Origin of the sequence: Comamonas testosteroni (assembly GCF_000761245.1) — a bacterium.
GTDB classification, from domain to species: domain Bacteria; phylum Pseudomonadota; class Gammaproteobacteria; order Burkholderiales; family Burkholderiaceae_C; genus Comamonas; species Comamonas testosteroni_C.
Genome location: NZ_AWOR01000068.1, coordinates 414,827 through 433,660 on the forward strand (window position 1 = coordinate 414,827; position 18,834 = coordinate 433,660).

Annotated in this window: 20 protein-coding genes; 10 read left to right on the plus strand and 10 right to left on the minus strand. The window is 62.6% G+C overall.

Going from position 1 to position 18,834, the window contains the following annotated elements:
* Positions 1-15: 15 nt before the first annotated feature.
* From queA to P353_RS20860, 3 genes are all read left to right on the plus strand, one after another.
* Positions 16-1,104, plus strand: coding sequence for a tRNA preQ1(34) S-adenosylmethionine ribosyltransferase-isomerase QueA (queA, locus tag P353_RS20850; RefSeq protein ID WP_034373855.1), 1,089 nt, complete (start codon positions 16-18; stop codon positions 1,102-1,104).
* 134 nt (positions 1,105-1,238) lie between these two features.
* Positions 1,239-2,093, plus strand: coding sequence for a Wzz/FepE/Etk N-terminal domain-containing protein (locus tag P353_RS20855; RefSeq protein ID WP_034373859.1), 855 nt, complete (start codon positions 1,239-1,241; stop codon positions 2,091-2,093).
* Between the two features lie 23 nt (positions 2,094-2,116).
* Positions 2,117-3,127, plus strand: coding sequence for a DMT family transporter (locus tag P353_RS20860; RefSeq protein WP_232776736.1), 1,011 nt, complete (start codon positions 2,117-2,119; stop codon positions 3,125-3,127).
* A 20-nt stretch (positions 3,128-3,147) separates the two neighbouring features.
* On the opposite strand, the gene P353_RS20865 is transcribed toward P353_RS20860, so the two are convergent.
* Complete coding sequence (locus tag P353_RS20865; protein WP_080750625.1) at positions 3,148-3,885, minus strand: uracil-DNA glycosylase; 738 nt, start codon at positions 3,883-3,885, stop codon at positions 3,148-3,150.
* Between the two features lie 172 nt (positions 3,886-4,057).
* On the opposite strand from P353_RS20865, the gene P353_RS20870 reads away from it, so the two are divergent.
* Entirely contained in the window at positions 4,058-4,462 is a 405-nt protein-coding gene (locus tag P353_RS20870; RefSeq protein ID WP_012840108.1) for a winged helix-turn-helix domain-containing protein, read from the plus strand.
* A 21-nt stretch (positions 4,463-4,483) separates the two neighbouring features.
* Here P353_RS20870 and trpC read toward each other — a convergent pair whose 3' ends face one another.
* The 6 genes from trpC to trpE form a co-directional block, all read right to left on the minus strand.
* Positions 4,484-5,284 carry an indole-3-glycerol phosphate synthase TrpC gene (gene trpC / locus P353_RS20875; RefSeq protein ID WP_034373861.1) on the minus strand — a complete coding sequence of 267 codons (801 nt, stop codon included), beginning with the start codon at positions 5,282-5,284 and terminating at the stop codon, positions 4,484-4,486.
* A complete protein-coding gene (locus tag P353_RS29650; RefSeq protein WP_197483949.1) occupies positions 5,277-5,438 on the minus strand; it encodes a hypothetical protein in 162 nt (53 codons plus the stop codon). The genes trpC and P353_RS29650 overlap by 8 nt, the downstream gene beginning before the upstream one ends.
* Positions 5,435-6,478, minus strand: a complete 1,044-nt coding sequence (trpD, locus tag P353_RS20880; protein WP_113707745.1) for an anthranilate phosphoribosyltransferase — start codon at positions 6,476-6,478, stop codon at positions 5,435-5,437. Before trpD ends, P353_RS29650 begins: the two co-directional genes overlap by 4 nt.
* A gap of 111 nt (positions 6,479-6,589) precedes the next feature.
* Positions 6,590-7,171 carry an aminodeoxychorismate/anthranilate synthase component II gene (locus P353_RS20885; protein WP_034373866.1) on the minus strand — a complete coding sequence of 194 codons (582 nt, stop codon included), beginning with the start codon at positions 7,169-7,171 and terminating at the stop codon, positions 6,590-6,592.
* Between the two features lie 4 nt (positions 7,172-7,175).
* The gene (locus tag P353_RS20890) at positions 7,176-7,508 is read right to left on the minus strand and encodes a chorismate mutase (RefSeq protein ID WP_034373869.1); all 333 of its coding nucleotides are present in this window, start codon (positions 7,506-7,508) and stop codon (positions 7,176-7,178) included.
* Complete coding sequence (trpE, locus tag P353_RS20895) at positions 7,505-9,004, minus strand: anthranilate synthase component I (protein WP_034374216.1); 1,500 nt, start codon at positions 9,002-9,004, stop codon at positions 7,505-7,507. The genes P353_RS20890 and trpE overlap by 4 nt, the downstream gene beginning before the upstream one ends.
* 446 nt (positions 9,005-9,450) lie before the next feature.
* Between trpE and P353_RS20900 the strand changes: the two genes are divergently transcribed.
* On the plus strand, positions 9,451-10,056 hold the full coding sequence (locus tag P353_RS20900; protein WP_034373872.1) for a chalcone isomerase family protein: 606 nt from the start codon (positions 9,451-9,453) through the stop codon (positions 10,054-10,056).
* A 1-nt stretch (position 10,057) separates the two neighbouring features.
* On the opposite strand, the gene speE is transcribed toward P353_RS20900, so the two are convergent.
* The 3 genes from speE to rpe all read right to left on the minus strand — a co-directional run bounded on the left by speE (position 10,058) and on the right by rpe (position 13,022).
* Positions 10,058-11,323, minus strand: a complete 1,266-nt coding sequence (gene speE / locus P353_RS20905) for a polyamine aminopropyltransferase (RefSeq protein ID WP_034373875.1) — start codon at positions 11,321-11,323, stop codon at positions 10,058-10,060.
* Positions 11,324-11,461: 138 nt separating this feature from the next.
* Positions 11,462-12,145: a phosphoglycolate phosphatase gene (locus P353_RS20910; protein WP_034373878.1), complete on the minus strand. Its 684-nt coding sequence runs from the start codon at positions 12,143-12,145 to the stop codon at positions 11,462-11,464.
* A 196-nt stretch (positions 12,146-12,341) separates the two neighbouring features.
* Positions 12,342-13,022 (minus strand): ribulose-phosphate 3-epimerase, encoded by a 681-nt coding sequence (rpe, locus tag P353_RS20915; protein WP_034373881.1) that lies wholly within the window; start codon positions 13,020-13,022, stop codon positions 12,342-12,344.
* A 31-nt stretch (positions 13,023-13,053) separates the two neighbouring features.
* On the opposite strand from rpe, the gene apaG reads away from it, so the two are divergent.
* The 5 genes from apaG to P353_RS20940 all read left to right on the plus strand — a co-directional run bounded on the left by apaG (position 13,054) and on the right by P353_RS20940 (position 18,822).
* Positions 13,054-13,461, plus strand: a complete 408-nt coding sequence (gene apaG, locus P353_RS20920) for a Co2+/Mg2+ efflux protein ApaG (protein WP_019043152.1) — start codon at positions 13,054-13,056, stop codon at positions 13,459-13,461.
* 20 nt (positions 13,462-13,481) lie between these two features.
* Positions 13,482-15,449 (plus strand): site-specific recombinase, encoded by a 1,968-nt coding sequence (locus P353_RS20925; protein WP_034373883.1) that lies wholly within the window; start codon positions 13,482-13,484, stop codon positions 15,447-15,449.
* A gap of 62 nt (positions 15,450-15,511) precedes the next feature.
* Positions 15,512-16,489 (plus strand): thiamine-phosphate kinase, encoded by a 978-nt coding sequence (gene thiL, locus P353_RS20930; protein WP_034373885.1) that lies wholly within the window; start codon positions 15,512-15,514, stop codon positions 16,487-16,489.
* 101 nt (positions 16,490-16,590) lie between these two features.
* The gene (locus tag P353_RS20935; RefSeq protein ID WP_034373888.1) at positions 16,591-18,207 is read left to right on the plus strand and encodes a DUF4139 domain-containing protein; all 1,617 of its coding nucleotides are present in this window, start codon (positions 16,591-16,593) and stop codon (positions 18,205-18,207) included.
* A gap of 21 nt (positions 18,208-18,228) precedes the next feature.
* On the plus strand, positions 18,229-18,822 hold the full coding sequence (locus P353_RS20940) for a phosphatidylglycerophosphatase A (RefSeq protein WP_080750626.1): 594 nt from the start codon (positions 18,229-18,231) through the stop codon (positions 18,820-18,822).
* Positions 18,823-18,834: the final 12 nt, after the last annotated feature.

Sequence of the window (18,834 nt, forward strand, 5' to 3'; positions counted from 1 at the left end):
GCCCTCAAGCACCGCATGTCTTCCTGCACCCGTGAATTCACACTCAGCGATTTCGACTTCGACCTGCCCGAATCCCTGATTGCCCAGCATCCCACCGCCGTTCGCAGCGCCTCGCGCCTGCTTGACGGCCGCAGCCTCCCAGCCACCGACCGCATCTTCCGCGAACTGCCCGATCTGCTGCAGCCCGGCGACCTGCTGGTCTTCAACGACACCAAGGTCATCAAGGCACGCGTCTTCGGTGAAAAGGCCAGCGGCGGCAAGATCGAACTGCTGGTCGAGCGCGTGCTGCAGAACAACGAGGTTGTGGCACATATGCGCGTGAGCAAGAAGCCCTTGCCCGGAGCCAAGATCCATCTTTGCGGTGGCCTCAAAAACGGTGGTTTCGAAGCCACGCTGCTGGGCCGCTGGCCGGACGAGAACGGGCCGCTATTCCAGCTTTCCTTCAAGGGCAACCAGGGCGAGTCGCCCTATGAGTTGCTGGAGCAGTTCGGCCACCTGCCGCTGCCACCCTATATCGAGCGCCAGCAAAACGCCGACCACGACCCGGATGAAAAGGAAGACAGCGAGCGCTACCAGACCGTGTTCGCAGCCCACCCAGGCGCCGTAGCCGCACCGACCGCCGCCCTGCATTTCGACGAAACCGTGCTTGCCGCCCTGCAGGCCAAGGGCGTGGAGCGCGCCAGCGTCACCCTGCATGTGGGTGCAGGCACCTTCCAGCCCGTCAAGACCGAAAACCTTGCCGACCACATCATGCACAGCGAGTGGTACGACATTCCCCTGCCCACCTTGGCCGCCATGGAGCGCTGCCGCCAGCGCGGCGGCCGCATCATTGCCGTCGGCACCACCACGGTGCGCACGCTGGAGTCCTGGGCCAAGTACGGCAATATCACCGGCGACACCTGCATCTTCATCACCCCGGGCTTTCAGTACCAGGTGGTCGACATGCTGATCACCAACTTCCATCTGCCCAAAAGCACGCTGATGATGCTGGTCAGCGCCTTTGCTGGCTACGAGCACATCATGGCCATGTACCAGCATGCGATTGCCCAGCACTACCGCTTCTTTAGCTATGGCGACTCCATGCTGCTGGAGCGCCAGCGCTGATCTGCAACATATTGGAGCCGCTTTGCCGGCTCCAGGCATAAGGAGTTACAGAAACACTGGGTCCAATCTTTTCTTAGTGGTAGATTTCATCGTTTTGTCAAAGTGCTTATTTATTTAGTCATTTAGAAAAATCAATGGAAGTTCAAACCCCACAAGATGAAGAGTTGGATCTGCTGGATCTGTTGGTCACTCTCGCGGAAAACTGGAAGATTCTGATTTTCGGTCCGCTATTAGCGGGCATTGCCGCCTATGGAATCGGCTTTGTGATTCCCAAGACCTACGAAAGCAGCTCATCGGTTCAGGTGGAGCGTGCCGGCTCCAGCTTTACCGCCCCCATGGCCGCCAGCCTGGCCATGTCTGCAGACGTGCTGCACCAGATAGCTCCCGTGGCGGGCCTGGACGATGGTCTGACCACCGAAGAAATCTATAAAAAGCTCAGCAAGCGCATCACCGTCAATGTCGGCAAGCAGGACAAGCTGCTGAATATTGCAACGCAGGCCCAATCGCCTGAAGCGGCTCAAAAGCTCAACCAAACGCTGCTGGACACCTTGTTTCCCCTGAGCAAGCCACGCGGAATGGAGAAAAAACAGCTGGAAATGCAGCTGGCTTCCGAGAAGACGCGCCTGGAGGAGTCGCTCAAGCTCGAGCATGACACCTCTGCCAATATCTCCTCCGGGAAAAGCGTCAGCGAAGCCACCAGCCGCCTCTATGGCGAACTGCTGGCCGCCAACAGCAACCGCCAGAAGGGGATTCTGGACATGGAGCGTCGCCTCGCAGGCCTGGACAACGACGACGTGATCCAGATGCCGACCCTGCCCGAGCGCTCCATCAAGCCCAAGAAGTCCATGCTGGCCATTGGTGCGGCCGTGGGCACCGGTTTCCTGCTGCTGCTGTTTGTCTTCATCCGGCAGGCGCTGCGCACCGCCAAAGAGTCCTCGCCCGAGCAGGCCGAGAAAATTGCGCGTATTCGTAACGCCATGCCCTGGTAAGCCTTCACCTCCCATCCCATCCCATGCCCGCACCCGACAGTGCGGGCATTTTTCTGGGCGACGCAACGCAGGCCGGACGCGTCATCCCCCTAGAATTCCTCGCTTCTTTGTCGCAAATCGCTACGGACATGCTCCCCCGCTGGCTCTCTCCCACACTTTCCCCGTCAGCGCAGTCTGCCATCCGCGGTGTTCTGCTCACCATATTCGCCTGTGCACTGTTTGCCGTTCTGGATAGCGCCACCAAATTCACCGGCAAGCTGCTTCCGGTGCTCATGGTGCTGTGGCTGCGCTTCATGGCCCAGGCCTTTGTCACCTGCGTACTGGTTTTGCCCCGGCATGGCCTGTCGGCACTGAAAACCCGGAACCTGAAGTTTCAGCTTCTGCGAGCAATCTCGGGGCTGTTGACCACGGTCTGCGCCTTTTTCTGCATACAGAACATGCCCCTGGCTAATTTCACGGCCATCTGGTCTGCGGCCCCGCTGTTCATCGTGGTCGCATCGGCACTCTTCTTCAAGGAACAGGTCAGTCCTGCCCGCTGGGCGCTGCTGGTGATCGGTCTGCTGGCCGTGATTGCCATCGTCCGACCGGAAAACGATGGACAGCCCTTGGGCCTGGCCGCCCTGTGGCCGGTTGGTCTGCTGGTATCGGGCACCACCTACCAGGTCCTCGGAAGTCGCCTGTCGCGCCTGGATTCACCTCCGACCACCCAGCTTTACTCGACCTGGCTGCCCTTGCTGCTGACCACTCCTCTCATAGGCTTTGTATGGCAGCCCATCGATCAGTGGCAGATCTACGCAGCGGCAACTGTGATGGGCCTTTGCAGCGGCATCGGCCACCTGATGCTGCTGCAGGCATACACCCACGCCACGCCCGCAACCGTGGCGCCTTTCCTCTACAGCCAGATCGGCTTTGCCATGCTGATGGGCTGGCTGTTTTTCGGACAGCTTCCCGACAGCACATCGCTGATCGGCATGGCGGTGGTGACGCTCAGCGGCCTGACGGGCGTCTGGCTGGGAATCCGGGAAAAGCGCTGAGACAGCCCAATCTGGCCATCTCAATAGCCGTGTCTGAGCTTGAACTCCCTGGCCTTGCCGAAGTGTCCGTTACCGATAAAGGGCACGGGAGGCCTCAGAGCCGATAGCGGTGAAGGGTGGTTGCTCATCAGCACCAGATGGCCACGATCCTGAGGAATGAACACACGCTTGGACTGGGCGTGCGAGCCCCAGAGCATGAAGACCGTGGGCCGCCCCTGCTCGGCGACATGTCGGATGATGGCATCGGTCAGCTCTTCCCAGCCTTTTTTGGCATGGCTTGCGGCCTGCCCTTCTTCCACCGTCAGGCTGGTGTTGAGCAGCAGCACGCCATGCTGGGCCCAGCTCACCAAGCTGCCGCCGGGCTGGGGAAAAGCCGGAAACGGCGTGCCCAGCTCGCGTTGCATTTCCTTGAAGATGTTTTGCAGCGATGGCGGCACGCGCACCCCGGGAGCAACAGAAAATGCCAGCCCCTCGGCCTGCCCACGACCATGATAGGGGTCCTGCCCCAGGATCACGACACGCACCTCCTCGGCGGGTGTCAATTCCAGGGCCCGCAGGGGCTTGGGCGGGAAGATCACGGCGCCGGCATCCAGTCTTTGCTGCAAAAACTGCAGCAGCTTCTGACCTGTGCTCCCTGCAAAGAAAGAGTCGACAACGGCTTGCCAGTCTGACGAGACAGGCCAGTCCTGTGGATCTGCACTCATCAACTGGGTAGGCGCGGCGGTGTTAGCACTCATGCTCTGGCTAGTGAAGTTCATACGTGGATTTTCTCAACTTCCACGGCCACCTCGAATGATTTCCTCAAGGGTTCTCACCTATTTCGAGGCTCAAAATACCTGATTTCAGTGAGTGACACATTCTGACATTTTGCAAAGAATCGACTCCAACATAGCTGACCACCTGGCGGCTCAGGCTCACAAGGAGTTATTCATGCACACATCTTCTGCCAGTCACTCACAAGCCTCTGCCGCGCAGGCCTTCTTTTCCTGCGCCCGCCCTGCGTTCACCTTGAGTCCACAGGGCTTCAAGTTTGCCGACTGGGAGTTGAGGCTGCGCTCGCGCAGCCTCATCAGCGCTGCCGGGCATGAGGTGGGGCTCACAAAGAGCGAGTTCGCGCTGCTGCTGGCCCTGCTCAAACGTCCCAGGCAAATCATGAGCCGTGAGCAGATCATGGATCTGACGCAGGCCGAAGATGATGTCTTTGACCGTGCCATTGATGTGCAGATGCTGCGCTTGCGCCGTAAGGTCGAAGCATCGAGCCGCGCGCCCACGCTGCTCAAGACCAAGCGTGGTGCCGGTTATTTTCTGGATGCCGATGTGCAGGTTCTGCGCTGAACCTGCACCTCAGCCAACCCTCTATTGAAACAGCTGGGCCAGGGCCTCGCCCGGCTCGCGGGCACGCATAAAGGCCTCTCCCACTAGGAAGGCGTCAATGCCGGCCTCACGCATGGTCTTCACATCGTCGCGGCTCAGGATGCCGGACTCGGTCACCAGCAGGCGGTCGGCGGGCACATCCTTCTTGAGCGCAATCGTGGTCTGAATATCGACCTCGAAGCTGCGCAGATTTCGGTTGTTGATGCCCACCAGCGGCGTCCCGAGCTTGAGAGCGCGCTGCAGCTCCTCGGCGTCATGCACTTCCACCAGCACATCCATGTCCAGGCTGTGCGCAATCTGCTCCATCTCGGCCATCTGCGCATCGTCCAGGCAGGCGGCGATCAAGAGCACGCAGTCAGCGCCCATCACCCGCGATTCGTAGATCTGATAGGGGTCGACCATGAAGTCCTTGCGCAGCACCGGCAGCAGCGTGCTCGCGCGGGCCTGCTTGAGATAGTCGGGCTGCCCCTGAAAGAACTGACGATCGGTCAGCACCGACAGGCAGGCCGCACTGATCTTGCCGTCGCCCACCATATAGCTCTGGGCGATATCGGCAGGATCGAAGTCGGGGCGGATCACGCCTTTGCTGGGGCTGGCCTTCTTGACTTCGGCGATCACGCCGGCCTGTCCCTTGGCGATCTTGGCACGGATGGCACCCACGAAATCGCGCGTGGAGACACGGCTTTCCGCATCGCGGCGCATCTCGGCAAACGGCACGGCCTTCTTGGCGGCAGCAACTTCCTGGACCTTGACGTCGCAGATTTTCTTGAGAATGTCAGACATGGTTTTCCTTGTTGGTGGCGGCATCCGCTGGGCCGCGCAAGACCTTCACGATGACGCGGTGCATGCCTATGCCCACCACGATGAACAGCAGGGAGATGCCCAGCACGATCCAGGTGCCGGCATCACTCCAGATGGGCGCGTCGAGCAGGCTCATGCAGCTGCCTGGCCGAGCTTTTGCGAATAGGCCACCAGCTCCTGGAGCTTGGCCAGTGCCGCGCCGCTGTCGATGGCCTGTTGCGCACGCTCCAGGCCCTCTTCGATCGAGCCTGCCACATTGGCGGCATAGAGGGCGGCACCGGAGTTGAGACAGACGATATCGCGTGCCGGCCCTGCCTCCCCCTGGAGCACGCCCATCAGCATGGCTTTGGACTCCTCGGGATTGTCGACCTTGAGCGAGCGCGTGCCCGCCATGCGCAGACCAAAGTCCTCGGGGTGGACTTCATACTCGCGCACCACGCCGTCCTTGAGCTCGCCGACCAGCGTGCCCGCACCCAGACTGATTTCATCCAGGCCGTCGCGGCCGTAGACGACCAGCGCATGCTCGGCCCCCAGGCGCTGCAGGGCACGCACCTGGATGCCGACCAGGTCTTCGTGGAACACGCCCATCAGGATATTGGGTGCGGATGCCGGGTTGGTGAGCGGGCCCAGGATGTTGAAGATGGTGCGCACGCCCAGCTCCTTGCGCACGGGGGCCACATTCTTCATGGCCGGATGATGGTTGGGCGCAAACATGAAGCCTATGCCCACATCGCGTATGCAATCGGCGATCTGCGCGGCGTTGAGGTTGATGTTGACGCCCAGCGCCTCCATGGCATCGGCGCTGCCCGACTTGCTGCTGACGCTGCGCCCGCCATGCTTGCTGACCTTGCCGCCCGTCGCCGCAATCACAAAGGTCGAGCAGGTGGAGATATTGAAGGTGTTGGCGCCGTCGCCGCCGGTGCCGACGATATCGACCAGATTCCTCTTGTCGTGCACGTTCACCTTGTTGGAGAACTCGCGCATCACCTCGGCCGCAGCCGAGATCTCGCCAATGGTTTCCTTCTTCACGCGCAGGCCGGTGATGATGGAGGCCGTCATCACGGGCGAGAGCTCGCCGCGCATGATCATGCGCATCAGGTGCAGCATTTCGTCATGGAAGATTTCACGATGCTCGATGGTTCGCTGCAGCGCTTCCTGGGGAGTGATCATTGCAATATCTCTCTATGTTTTTGAGAGCTGCCTGCGCTTATCAGCAATCGATTTCCTATTGTTTTCATTCTGAAATCAAGCAGTGACAAGCGCTGGCAGCTATCAATAAATCGGCTGTTATTTCTGGTCAAGAAAGTTCTTCAGCATGGCATGACCATGCTCGGTCAGAATGCTCTCGGGGTGGAACTGCACGCCCTCGATGGCCAGTTCGCGGTGGCGCACCCCCTGGATTTCACCATCTTCGCTGGTCGCCGTGATTTCAAGGCATCCGGGCAGCGTGTTCTTGTCAATGACCAGAGAGTGATAGCGGTTGACCGTGAACTGCCTGGGCAGGTCGGCAAACACGCCCTTCTGGTCGGTGCTGATCACGCTGGTCTTGCCATGCATCTGCTGGCCCGCCCGGATGATGTCGCCGCCAAAGGCCGCGCCAATGCTCTGGTGGCCCAGGCAGACGCCCAAAATCGGCAGCTTGCCCGCGAAATGCTGGATCGCCGCCACCGAGATGCCCGCCTCGTTGGGCGAGCAGGGGCCGGGTGAGATCACCAGCCGCTCGATGCCTTCGCGCGCGATCAGCGCCTCGACTTCGGCCACCGTGGTTTCGTCGTTGCGCACCACGGTCACCTCGGCGCCCAGCTCGCCAAAGTACTGGACGATGTTGTAGGTAAAGCTGTCGTAGTTATCGACCATCAGCAGTTTCATGGTCTTACTCCCCTGCAATTTCTTTGGGTTCACGCAGGCGCGCAAATTCCTGGTGTTCGTAGGCGATGCAGGCTTCCATCAGCGCGCGATAGACGGCCTCCATCACATCGGGCTGGCCGCCCTCCTGCGCCGTGCGCTCACGCACTCGGCTGACGATGGCTTCGATGCGCGCCTCATCGCGCACCTGGCTCGCATCGCCCTTGATGCGCGCCGCCTGCTGCATATAGCCGATGCGCGTGACCAGCAGCGGCACCAGCACATCGTCGAGCGCATTCACATTGCGGCGCACATCTTCCATGGTGGTGCAGTGCTGCACCAGATCGATGGCTTGGCTCATTCCAGACCTTCCTCAACGAGTTCTGCGGCGCGCAGCAAGGCGCGGGCCTTGTGCTCGGTCTCTCTCCACTCCAGCTCGGGCACGGAGTCGGCCACCACACCGGCAGCGGCCTGCACATAGAGCACGTTGTCCTTGATGACGCCGGTACGGATCGCGATCGCCAGATCCATGTCGCCGGCAAAGCTCAGATAGCCGCAGGCACCGCCATAGATGCCGCGCTTGCTGGGCTCGAGCCGGTCGATGACTTCCATGGCATGCACCTTGGGAGCGCCCGTCAGCGTGCCTGCAGGGAAGGTGGCCTTGAAGACATCCATATTGTCCATGCCGTCCTGCAAGATGCCTTCCACGTTGCTCACGATATGCATGACATGGCTGTAGCGCTCTACGGCAAAGGCTTCGGTCACCTTGACGCTGCCGGTCCTGGCAATGCGGCCGATATCGTTGCGCGCCAGATCGATCAGCATCACATGCTCGGCACGCTCCTTGGGGTCGGCGATCAGCTCCTGCTCGGTGGCCTTGTCGGCCTCCACCGTATTGCCGCGCGGACGGGTGCCGGCCAGAGGGCGAATCGTGACCTTCTGGCCATCGGGAGTGCGCTCCTGGCGCACCAGAATCTCCGGGCTAGCCCCCACCACATGGAAATCTCCGAAATGGTAGAAGTACATATAGGGGCTGGGGTTGAGCGAGCGCAGCGCGCGGTACAGCGACAGCGGCGAGGCCGTGAAACGCTTGTGAATGCGCTGGCCTACCTGCACCTGCATGAAGTCGCCCGCCGCAATCAGCTCCTTGGCCTTTTGCACGGCGTCCAGATAGTCCTGCTTGTCGAAGCTGCGCTCTGCGGGATAGCTCTCGCCGGCACGAATCTGCGGCGCGCTGACGGAATAGCGCAGCTGGTCCTTGAGCTGGCGCAGGCGCTTCTTGGCGCGGGTATAGGCTTCGGCCTCGCCGGGGTTGGCATAGACGATGAGGTAGAGCTTGCCCGAGAGGTTGTCGATGACGGCCACCTCTTCGCACTGCAGCAGCATGATGTCGGGCGTGCCCAGGCTGTCGGGCGGGCAGCTGCCTTCAAGCTTTTTCTCGATGTAGCGCACGGCGTCATAGCCGAAATAGCCGGCCAGGCCGCCACAAAAGCGCGGCATGCCGGGCGTGACGGCAACCTTGAAGCGCTGCTGATAGGCCGCGATGAAGTCCAGCGGATTGCCACCGGCTGTCTCCACCACCTTGCCATCGGTCACAACCTCGGTCCTGGCCTGGTCGCCGAAGCCCGAGGCGCGCACAAAGCTGCGTGCCGGCAGGCCGATGAAGCTGTAGCGGCCGAAGCGCTCGCCGCCGACCACGGATTCCAGCAAGAAGCTGTACTTGCCGTCGCCATTGGCATGGGCGAGCTTCAGATAGAGGGACAGCGGGGTTTCGAGGTCGGCAAAGGCCTCGATCAACAGCGGGATGCGGTTATAGCCTTGGGCCGCAAGCGATTTGAATTCCAGTTCCGTGATCACGGGAGAAGCTCCGGGAGTCATGGCGCATGGTGCATCTGCACGGATTGATTACAGGGCAGATGACGCGTTTGAAGAGAGGGTGCGCCGGTTCATTCCAATTGGCCCGAAGTATGCAACGCATGGGGCCGCGGGGTGCACGCCGGGCTCGTGCCGGGTGCTTCAGCAGTTCAGATGTGCAGGCTTACGCCAGGGCCAGGCTCCCCGGTCTCCACAACCTGCATTGAACGTGCGATGAATGAACATGATGCGGACAGTGTAGCGCATAGCGCCGCCGCACAAGCAATAGCGCTCCGATGCCGTGCAACGCCCCCCTTTGCTGGGGACAGACCTGATTGCAGCCATCGCGGACAAAAACAAACATACCGTTTTTACCGGAACGCTTGCCCACGGCGTGCAAGCGAAGCGGTCGCCAGAACTGCTCGACCGGAAATCACGAGGAGACAGCCATGCCCAGTGCCCGTTTAATGCCTGCCTTGCTGCTGGCAGCCGCTCTTGCCTGCCAGGCCGCTCAGGCACAAGGCATGCCCTCCGAGCCCGTGAAACTTCACGGTGTCATCTATGCCCCCAGCCTGCAGTCCCAGGGCAGGACGCTGGAACTCAACGGCGCAGGCACCCGCTACAAGGCCGTGTTCAAGGTCTATACCGCCGGCCTGTACCTGGAAAAGCCTGCGCGCAGCCTGCAGGAAATCGCCGCCCTGCCCGGGCCCAAGCGCATCAGCGTGACCATGCTGCGCGATATCGACTCGGCCGAGCTGGGAAAGCTGTTCTCACGCGGCATGGAAGACAACATGGAGCGGGCCGCCTTCTCCAAGCTGATACCGGGGGTGATGCGCATGAGCGAGATCTTCACCCAGCACAAAAAGCTGCTTGCAGGCGAGAACTTCATGGTGGACTGGCTGCCCGGCCAGGGCGCCATCGTGACCGTCAAGGGCCAGCCACAGGGCGAGGCCTTCAAGGAGCCCGAATTCTTCAACGCCCTGCTGGGCATCTGGCTGGGTCCCAAGCCCGCCGATCAGCAGCTCAAGAAAGCGCTGCTGGGCGAGGCAGGCTGACTCACTTGAGCAGCTCGCGATAATAGTTGGGCAGCGCAAACAGCGCGCCGTGCACCTGCTCGTTGTAGTACTGCAGATCCCGCACCTTGCGCTGCTTGAGGCGTTCGGCCAGTTGCGGCGCCTTCAGCTCCAGCGGATCGAGCTCATCGGATGCCACGGCCAGCCCCCAGTAAGCGCCGTAAAGCGGAATATAGAGGCCGTAGCAGCGCACCACGGCAAACTGCTGACGCAGGCTGCGCACCAGCTCGGCCACCTGCGCGCCGTGAAAGACAGGGCTGCCCAGATGCAGCACCAGCGCGCCGCCCGGCGCCAGCACGCGCTTCATGCGTGCCAGCGAGGCCGGCGCATACAGGGCGCTGGCAGGCGTGTCAGGGTCGGTCAAATCCATGAGTGCCAGATCGAAGCGCTCATCGGTTGCCTCCATCAAGGCCAGACCGTCGCCTATGCGGACCTCAACACGGTCATCATCGAGCGCACCGCGATGCACGGCTTGCAGATGCTGGCGCGAGAACTGCACCACGGCCTCGTCCAGCTCAGCCAGCACCACGTGCTCGATGCTCGGGTGCTTGAGCAGCTCCTCGGCGGCCCCGCCATCTCCCCCACCCAGAATCAAGGCCTTGCGCGGCGCGGGGTGGGCCATGGCGGCCGGGTGCACCAGGGCCTCGTGATAGAAAAACTCCTCGCCCTCGGAGGTCATGAAGCAATCATCCAGACGCAGCACCTTGCCGAACTGCGGCGTCTGCAACAGCTCCAGCCTCTGATACGGGGTCTGCTGCGTCTGCAGCGCCGTGGCGCGATAGCCAAAACGGGCATGGGGCGTGAGCTGCTCCGTGACCCAGCCGGATTCGGACACGGGTGCAGGGTCCACGCCATGGTCTGCCGGCTGCGCCATGCCGATGTCGCCGCGCATCAATTGCTGGCGCAACACCTTTTGGGGCGCGAAAGCGCCAATCACGCCTTCCATCAGACGGCGGGCCTTGCCCGAGTTGTCGGCAGAAAAATTGCACACATAGACGTCGATGGTGACACTGCCCGTCTCGGGCCAGGTATGTATGGCCAGATGGGACTCCGCCAGCAACACCGTACCCGTCACCCCGCCGGGCTGGCCTTCATAGGGCGGAAACTTCACCCAGGTGTCATCCACCAAGGTCAGCCCCGAGGCCGCAGTCTGTTCGCGGCAAAGCCCGGCGATGGCGTCGGCATCGAGCATGAAGCGCTCATGGCCTGTGCATTGGTAAAGGTCGGCAGTCAGGTGCAGTCCGTGCATGTGGCGCGAGTCCCCCTTTGTTCTCTGCCGACCGCACAGTGATGCAGGAGCCGGCATGGATTCAGACAAAGCGACCGACTCTAGCAAATATGCTTATCCGCACTCTTTCATGCCAGATATGCGGACAAAAACACAGCATCACGCAACAAGCTGCGCCAGCGAATCCAGATGCGCCCTGGCCTTGACAGCCGTGATGGGCTGGCCGTGGTTGTAGCCGTAGGTCATCAGCACCACCGGGCAGCCTGCGGCATGGGCGGCCTGGGCATCGTTGCTGGAGTCACCCACCATCAGCGTGCGCGCGGGCTCGCTGCCCAGAGCCTTGCAGGTCTCGACCAACGGCATGGGGTCGGGCTTTTTGCGCGGGAAGGAGTCGCCACCGAACACGCAGTCGAAAAAGCCGTCCAGCCCCTTGGCGGCCAGCAGCGGCTGGGCAAAAGACAACGGCTTGTTGGTCAGGCAGGCCATGCGCAGCCCCAGGGACTGGAGTGCCTGCAGACCTTCGGCCACGCCCGGATAGACATCGGCAAACTGGCCGTTGATGGCCAGGTAATGGTGCTCATAACGCTGCCAGGCCTGGGGATACAGGGCATCGATGTTCGGTGCCTCCACATGCGCCAGCACGCAGCGGATCAGATGCTCGCTGCCCTTGCCCACCATGTTCTCGATGATTTGCGGCGCTATGGCAGGCAGTTGCAGATCGGCCAGCATGCGGTTGAGCGCTTCGGCAAAGTCGCCCAGCGTGTTCACCATGGTGCCGTCGAGGTCGACCATGACGGCATCCAGTTCCAGAGCGGCGGCGGGAGCAGGCAGATTCAGCTTCATACAACTATCAATTAAATAGCTGCATGCGCTTATTCATATTGGGCTTGCAGCCAAAAAACACTAAAACTTTCATACCCCGACTCCAAAAGCCGCGCTCGTGTATCGAGCGCAGCCGAAGCCAGGGCAGGAAGCCAGACCTGGGCGGCCTCGCCGCCTCTGTGCAAAGGAGCCGCGGGCGCAGCGCCTTAAGCGGGAGTCAGGCCAGATTCTTGCGCATGGTGTCGATGACAGCCTTGTAATCCGGCTTGCCGAAGATGGCGCTGCCAGCCACAAAGGTGTCGGCACCGGCATCGGCCACGGCGCGGATATTGGCTTCCTTGATGCCGCCGTCCACTTCCAGGCGGATATCCTTGCCACTGGCTTCAATTCGCTTGCGAGCGGCTTCCACCTTGCGCAGCGTGCTATCAATAAAGCTCTGGCCGCCGAAGCCGGGGTTCACGCTCATCAAGAGGATCAGGTCGATGTCCTCGATCACCCAGTCCAGCACGTCCAGTGGCGCGGCGGGATTGAATACCAGGCCGGCCTTGCAGCCATGGCTTTTGATGTTCTGGATGCTGCGATGCACATGTTGCGACGCATCGGGGTGAAAGCTGATGTAGTCCGCACCTGCCTTGGCAAAAGCAGTGGCGAGATCGTCCACGGGCTGCACCATCAGATGCACGTCGATGGGCACGGGCTTGCCATCGGGTGTGACCGAATGGGGCTTCAAAGCCTGACAGATCATGGGGCCGAAGGTCAGATTGGGGACGTAATGGTTGTCCATCACGTCAAAGTGGATCCAATCGGCGCCGGCCGCAATGACATTACGCACTTCTTCACCCAGACGGGCGAAGTCGGCTGACAGGATGGAGGGGGCAATACGGTAGGTGGGGCTCATGGATTGCAATTGTCGCAGTTACCATTAGCTCATGCCGATGAATGAGTTTCTGGTCCAAGTCCAGCCCGCCTACCTGCCCGAGCAATCCGCCCCGGCCGCCGGCGTCTATGTGTTTTCCTACACCATTACCGTCACCAACACGGGTGAGGTGCCGGCGCAGCTGATTGCGCGGCACTGGATCATCACCAACGAGTTGGGCCATGTCGAAGAGGTCAAGGGCCTGGGCGTGGTGGGCCGACAGCCGCTGCTGCAGCCCGGTGAATCCTTCGAGTACAGCAGCGGCTGCCAGCTGCGCACGCCCACGGGCACCATGCGCGGCAGCTATCTCTGCGTGAATCACGAGGGCGAGACCTTCGAATGCGAGATTCCGCTCTTCGTGCTGCAGATGAATGAGTCCGGGGACCCCATGCCCATGCCCGAGAAGCGCGTTCTGCACTAAGGCAGCCACCCCACATTTGCATGAAGAAAAGCACTCTTGACCTGCCCGGCCTGCTGGCGTCCCTGGATCCCGGCGCAGGCCTTGCGCAACGCCATCTGTGGCTGATCCATCTGGCCGAATGGATACGCGCAGCCGAACCCTCTGTCGAAGGCGCCGTGCAGCGCGTGAAACAGATCGTCGAGGCCTTCGAGGCCGACCCCGAAGCTCTGGCCCGGCTGCGCCGCTGGAGCCAGACGCTGATGGAGACGGTGGACATCACCGCCCTGCTGGCAGATTTCGGCTTTGCCCCGCGCACGGCCATGGCCAGCGAAGTGGCCGAGCGCCTGCGCTACAAGCTGCTGCCCAGCACGCCCGAGACCGAGGATGCCTCCGAGCTGTTCATGCTGGTCTTTCCCGAGCGTTTCGACGCCCGCTGGCTGCATGCGCTGGACAGCCATCTCATGGCCCGCATCACCACCTTGCTGACCCCGCAGCAACAGGATGAAGGCGTGAGCTTCTGGGAGCGCAACCTGCTTGACGCCATCACCTATTGCGCGGGCCAGATTCTCTCCACGGGGTTTGCCCCCGAGCTGCGCCTGCGCATGAGCGAGCAGGCACGCGAGGAAAAGCCGTTTCATGCGCTGATCCACGATGTGGAAAACCTGCGCGTGGAGGTCATGCTGCCGCTGCGCACCACCGACAGGCGCGACGCCGCTGCAGCGCAGTTGCGCGAGCGGCTCGAGGCCTGCCGCGCCGCCGTGTCCTCGGTCTACTCCTACGTCGAGGCCGAAGGCATTTCCGTCGGTTTGATCTTCCGCCTGCGCCAGGTGCGTGCGCGCATTCTGCGCATTCGCCGCCTGCTCGATTGCCTGCTGGCAGAAGACCGTGCCTACGAGACGTCCGAGCTGCTCTCCAACCTCGTGGCCGTGGGCATAGAGCGGCGCAGCGTGCGTGCGCTGATGTCCACCAACTCATCGCTGCTGGCAGCCAAGGTGGCCGAGCGCAGCGCCGAAACCGGCGAGCACTACATCACCCGCGACGGCAGCGAATACCGCAAGATGGTGGCCAAGGCCGCGGGCGGCGGCTTTGTGATGGCCTTCACCACGCTGGCCAAGTTCGCACTGTATGCGCTGGGCCTGTCCGTCTTCTGGTCGGGACTGGCTGCGGGCTTCAACTACGCCATCAGCTTTGTGCTGATCCAGATGCTGCACTTCACGGTGGCCACCAAGCAGCCGGCCATGACGGCGCCGGCCATGGCTGCCAAGCTCAAGGACATCCAAAGTGATGGATCCATCCAGGAGTTCGTCGATGAAGTCGCCCATCTGGTGCGCTCCCAGGTGGCTGCCATTCTGGGCAACGTGCTCATCGTCTTCCCCGGGGCGTTGCTGCTGTCGCTGGGCTATGCCTATCTTGTCGGTCATCAGGCGCTCAGCACCCCGCATGCGCGCCAGGTGCTGGACTCGCTGAGTCTGCTGGGGCCGTCCGTGCTCTTCGCCGCCTTTACCGGCGTGCTGCTGTTTGTCAGCAGCCTGATTGCCGGCGGTGCGGAGAACTGGTTTGTGCTGCGCAATATCGATTCGGTGATTCGCTACAACCCGCGCATCACACGCTTTCTGGGCACCGGCCGCGCGGATCGCTGGGCAAGCTTTTTGCGCAAGAATGTCTCCAGCCTCGCGTCCAATATCTCGCTGGGTTTCATGCTGGGCCTGGTGCCTGCATTTGCGGCCTTCTTCGGCCTGGGACTGGAAGTGCGCCACGTCACCCTGTCCACGGGCCAGATCGGCGTGGCCGTGGCATCGCTGGGCTGGGAGGTGCTGCATGACGATCTGCTGTGGTGGGCCGTGGCCATGCTGCCCTTCAATGCGGCGCTGAATGTGGGGGTGAGCTTCTACCTGGCTTTCCGTGTCGCCCTGCGTGCCCACAACGTCAGCGGCGTGGATCGCTCGCGCATCTACAAGGCCATACGCCAGCGTTTCTGGCGCAGGCCGCTGAGCTTTTTCTGGCCTTGACCTTTAACCGCCGCCGACCAGCGGCCCAGCAGGCCGCAGCATCGCGGGCGGCCAGAGACCTTATGGGTGAATTCGATCTGATCCGGCGCTATTTCCAGCGCCCCGTGCGTCGCGCCGCCCTTGGCGTGGGCGACGACTGCGCGCTGCTGGCCCCGGCCCCCGGCATGCAACTGGCCATCTCCAGCGACATGCTGGTCGAGGGCCGCCACTTCTTTGCCGATGTGAACCCGCGCCTGCTGGGCCACAAGGCTCTGGCCGTCAACCTCAGCGATCTGGCCGCCAGCGGTGCCAGGCCTCTGGCGTTCACGCTGGCCCTGTCCCTGCCCGCTGCCGACGAAGACTGGATCAGCGAATTTGCGGCCGGCCTGCTGACCCTGGCCGATGCCCATGAATGCGAGCTGATCGGCGGCGACACCACGGGCGGCCCGCTCAATATCTGCATCACCGTGTTCGGCGAAGTCCCTGCCGGCCAGGCCTTGCTGCGCAGCGGCGCCAGGGCCGGCGATGAGATCTGGGTCAGCGGCACTCTGGGCGATGCACGCCTGGCACTGGAGGCCATGCTGGGCCGCGTGCAATTGCCTGCCGAGCTGCTTCTGCAGGCCCGCCATAGGCTGGAAGCACCGACGCCGCGCGTGGCCCTGGGCCTGGCGCTACGCGGCCTTGCCAGCAGCGCGCTGGATGTCAGCGACGGCCTGCTCGGCGACCTCGGCCATATCCTGGAGCTGTCCAGCGTCGGTGCCACGGTAGACAGCCGCTGCACCACGCCCTTGATGGCTGCTGCCGCCTACGCGTGCGGCAATGCATGGCAACTGGATTCAAAACTGCAGCAGCAATGCACGCTGGCTGGCGGCGACGACTACGAGCTGTGCTTTACCGCCCCCGCAGCCCGGCATGCCGACGTGCTGGCAGCAGGCGCTGCCAGCGGCACACCAGTGCATCGCATAGGCCGCATTGATGCCGAGCCGGGCCTGCGCGTGATCGGTACGGACGGCGCGCTGCTGCAAAACCGCTGGAAGTCCTTCGACCACTTCGGCAGCTGAAAGCCGAGCACGCGGGCAGGAGGCAACAGGCACCTGACAGGGAGCTCGCAAAGAGCCCTGAGTTAAGCTCAAGCCCTGTCCACTGCCCACAAGAGCTGCCAATGCATTCAAGCCGTCTTCTGCCTGTGTCCATGGTCTGTGTCGCAGCTGCTTTGCCCGTGCTCGCCCTGGCCGACGCCAGCAGCCTCAGTGTCTCCGGCAATCGCGCGCCCATCACCGACGTCACGCTCTATCCCGGCATCGCCGCCGTACAGCGCGAGGCACGCATCGAAGCCCAGACCCGTCTGCTCAGCTTTGAATGCCTGCCCGCCAGCGTAGATACGCAGAGCCTGCAGATCAGCGGCGACGAAGGCGTGCGCGTGGGTGAGATCAAGACCCTGATGCAGTCCAGGCAGGTGGCTGCCAAGGAATGCACCAGCCCGCTGGACCAGCAGATTCGGGCCCTTGAGGATCAGTTGGCGAACATCGATGCCGAAGAAAGTGCAGCCAAGCTGGTGGGCGACTTTCTGCAGGGCATGAGCAAGCCCGGCGACGAAGCCAGAATCAACCCCGCTCAGATCGCCGGCACCAGCCAGGCCCTGCGCCAGACCAGCCGCGACAACAGCCTGCGTGCTCACCAGATTCAGCGCCAGAAGCAGGATCTGCTGGCACAGCTGCAGCCCCTGCGCCAGGAGCGAGACCGCACGGGCTCCGAGCAGTCTCAGGTCATGAAAGTCAGCGTGCAGCTGGCCAGCCCGCGCGCGGCCAATGTGCGCCTGAGCTACCAGGTGCGCGGCCCCAGCTGGCAGCCCAGCTACCGCGCTCAGCTGAACACCGCCAAGCAGCAGGTGCAACTGGAGCGCCAGGCTCTGGTCGTGCAGGCCAGTGGCGAGGACTGGAGCAATGTGCGCCTGCGCCTGTCCACCGGACAGCCCGGCCGCAGCACCCAGGGGGTCATGCCACGCCCCTGGACGGTGGATATCGCTCAGCCACTGCCCCCCGCCGCACCGGCACCGGCCCCTGTCGCCATGATGGCGCGCGGCGGAGCCAGGGCGATGCGCGAAGAGGCAGCGGCACCGGACTTGCCGGCGCTCGATGTCTCCAGCATCAACACGGCCTACAGCACGCAATTCATCGTGCCGTACAAGATCAGCGTGACCTCCAGCGCCGAGCGCATCACGCTGTCGCTAGGTCAGGAAAATCTGGCCACCAGCTTGCTGACCCGCACCGCTCCGGCCATGGAAGAGGCGGCCTATCTGATTGCCACGTTGCAGGCTCCGCCAGGCATCTGGCCGGCGGGCCCGGTAGCTCTGTTCCGGGACGAGGCGCTGGTTGGCAATGGCAGACTGGACTTTGGCAACGCCCAGGCGCTGGCACAAGGCCTGTCTTTTGGTCGCGATGACAACGTAGTGGTGCGCCGCCTGCCTGCGCAAAGCCATACCGGCAGCGGCGGCTGGGCCAGCAGCAAGACCGAGCGCAGCATCATGCGCAACTACGCCGTGGAAAACCGCCACAACCAGCCCATCGCGCTGCAGGTGCTGGACTCGGCCCCTGTTTCGCGCAATGAGCAGATCAAGGTGCAGTCGCAGTACAGCCCGCAGCCCGCCACCACCAGCTGGAATGCGCAAAACGGCATGGTTGCCTGGGAGCAGAATCTGGCCGCCCGCAGCACGACCCAGTTCCAGGCCACACACCAGATCCGCTTCCCCGAAAACCAGCCCATCACCGGTCTGCAATAAGGCAGCGCGTATCATCACGCCATGACGGATGATCTATCAAACGGCGCCACAGCGCATGTGGATATTGCGCAAGCAGCTATCAATAACAAAGCACGTCCCGACATGAGTGCGCCGGGAATCGCCCACCCCAGCGTGGGGTTCATGCTGCAGCATCCGGCCCATTTGATTGCTCTGGGCTTTGGCTCCGGCCTGCCCCGCGTCGCCCCCGGCACGGTGGGCAGCCTGTGGGCCTGGCTGGCCTATCTGGTGCTGGCACTGTGGCTGAGCCCGGCACAGATAGGCTGGCTGATTGCCGCCAGCATTCCCGTAGGCTGGTGGGCCTGCACCGTCACCGCAAAGCATATGCGCGTGGCCGACCCCGGCCATATCGTCTGGGACGAAGTGGTCGCCATGTGGATTGTTCTGTGGCTGTGCATGCCCATGGGCTTCTGGGGTCAGCTCACCTGCTTTGCGCTGTTCCGCTTTTTTGATGCCGTCAAGCCCCAGCCCGTCAAATGGGCCGACCGCCTGTTCAAAGGCTTCGGCCCGCGCGGCGGCTGGGGAATCATGTGGGATGACCTGGTAGCCGCCTTCTGCACCCTGCTGGTGGTCGCCCTTTGGCGACATTTCTTCTGACGGTGCAAGCCA